1 protein-coding gene is annotated in these 2,399 nt (G+C 69.8%); it reads left to right on the plus strand.

What is annotated here, in order from left to right; translation table 11 throughout:
• Positions 1 to 54: 54 nt before the first annotated feature.
• Positions 55 to 2,331 carry an AbfB domain-containing protein gene (locus tag ACFWEP_RS34090; RefSeq protein ID WP_387376105.1) on the plus strand — a complete coding sequence of 759 codons (2,277 nt, stop codon included), beginning with the start codon at positions 55 to 57 and terminating at the stop codon, positions 2,329 to 2,331.
• Positions 2,332 to 2,399: the final 68 nt, after the last annotated feature.

Genomic DNA, 2,399 nt, shown 5'->3' on the forward strand with positions numbered 1-2,399 from the left:
TAAGAGACAGCGTGGTGGCGACGGCTGACCGCAGGCACCGGTCTGCTGGCTCTGATGGCCGGCGCGCTCGTCGGGGCCGGTACGGCTCCGGCCGCCGCGGCGGCCACCGCCTGGTCGCCGAAGACGGCGCCCATGACGACGCCGTGGACCAACCAGGTCTCCGTCGACCAGCCGTTGCCCGAGTACCCGCGCCCGCAGCTCACCCGTCCGGACTGGGCGAACCTCAACGGCATCTGGGACTTCGCGGTGACCGGCAAGGACGCCGGTCAGCCGGCGTCGTTCACCGAGCAGATCCGGGTTCCGTTCGTGGCGGAGTCCGCGCTCTCCGGCATCCAGCGCAAGATCACCGAGAACGACAAGCTCTGGTACAAGCGGACGTTCACCGTTCCGTCGAACTGGAGCGGCCGGCGGGTGCAGCTCAACTTCGGCGCCTCCGACTGGCAGACGACGGTCTGGGTCAACGGCACTCAGGTGGGGGCGCACAAGGGCGGGTACGACGCGTTCTCGTACGACATCACCCCGCAGCTGAACGGCGGGACGAACACCGTGGTGGTGTCGGTCTACGACCCGACGCAGACCGGCGGCCAGGCCGTCGGCAAGCAGCGGATCAACGACGTGGCGCCGCACTCGGGCGGCGGGATCTTCTACACCGCCGCGTCCGGCATCTGGCAGACCGTCTGGCTGGAGCCGGTGGCCACCGCGCACGTCACCCGGCTGGACATGACCCCGAGCCTGGGTGACAGCACCCTGCGGGTGAAGGTGCAGGCGGCGGGTGCCTCGGGCCGCAGCGCCCGGGTGACCGTCTCCACCGGCGGTACGACGGTGGGCACCGCGACGGGCGTGGTGGGCGCGGAGGTCTCCGTGCCCGTGCCGAACACGCACCTGTGGACCCCGGAGGACCCGTTCCTGTACGACGTGAAGACGGAGCTGCTCGACGGCACGGCGGTCACCGACACGGTGGGCGGCTACACCGGGATGCGGTCCATCGGACTCGCCAAGGTGGACAACATCCTGCGGCCGGTGCTCAACGGCAAGTTCGTCTTCCAGACCGGCACGCTGGACCAGGGCTACTGGCCGGACGGCATCTACACCGCGCCGACCGACGCGGCGCTCAAGTCCGACCTCCAGGCGCACAAGGACCTCGGGTTCAACATGGTGCGCAAGCACATCAAGGTCGAGCCGCAGCGCTGGTTCTACTGGGCCGACAAGCTCGGGCTCCTCGTCTGGCAGGACATGCCCGCGATGGACACCGGCAAGTCGCCGGACAGCGCGGCACGGACGCAGTGGGAGGCGGAGTACCACGCGATCATCGACCAGCACCGCAGCTCGCCGTCGCTGGTGCTGTGGGTGAACGAGAACGAGGGCTGGGGCCAGTACGACCAGGCCAGGATCGCCAACGAGGTGAAGGCGTACGACCCGTCCCGGCTGGTCGACAACATGAGCGGAGTCAACTGCTGCGGCGCGGTGGACGGCGGCAACGGTGACGTCGTCGACAACCACAACTACGTCGGCCCCGGCAACACCGCGCCCTCCGCGACGCGGGCGGCCGTCCTCGGCGAGTTCGGCGGGCTGGGCTGGAAGGTCGCCGGCCACGAGTGGTACCCGGGCGGCGGCTTCAGCTACGAGGACCAGGCGAGCGTGACCGCCCTCAACAACCGCTTCGTGGGGCTGATCGACAGCATCCGGATCGGTCAGCTGCCCGCCGGACTCTCCGCCTCGGTGTACACGGAGATCACCGACGTGGAGAACGAGGCCAACGGCCTCCTCACCTACGACCGCCAGGTGGTGAAGGTGGACACCGCCCGGGTGAAGGCCGCCAACCAGGCCCTCATCGCCGCCTCGAAGGCGGGGACGACGGCGGTGACGCTGCCCACCGGCGGCTACAAGTCACTGCGGGTCACCACCCCCGGCCACACCAACAAATACCTGCGCCACTCGGAGGCTCTCGCGTACACGGCGGTCGTCGACGCCAACAGCACCGCGTTGCTGAAGAGCGACGCCACGTGGAAGGTCGTCGCCGGGCTGGCGAACAGCAACTGCTACTCCTTCGAGTCCCGCAACTACCCCGGCGAGTACCTCCGGCACGCGAACTTCCGGGTCCGCCGGGACGCGAGCGACGGCTCGGCGCTCTTCAAGGCGGACGCCACCTGGTGCGCGGTCGCGGGGACGGGCGGGGTTCGTCTGTCGAGCGTCAACCTGCCCGGCAGCTACCTGCGCCACATCAACTCCGAGGTGTGGCTGGCCACTCCGGGCGGCACCAACGCCTGGGACAACGCGGCCTCCTTCACCGAGGACACCACGTGGTCGGTGGACGCCCCCTGGGCGCCGTGAGCTGACAGCGCCAGGTCCCGGTCGTCGGGGCCGTCGGTCGCTCGGTGGCCGGTCCGTCGGAATACTTC

Source organism: Streptomyces sp. NPDC060198 (genome assembly GCF_042728415.1).
GTDB lineage: Bacteria > Actinomycetota > Actinomycetes > Streptomycetales > Streptomycetaceae > Streptomyces.

What these genes read in the sequence shown, in the direction of transcription:
- ACFWEP_RS34090 (WP_387376105.1), top strand. Translation starts at nt 55, where the DNA reads ATGGCCGGCGCGCTCGTCGGGGCCGGTACGGCTCCGGCCGCCGCGGCG.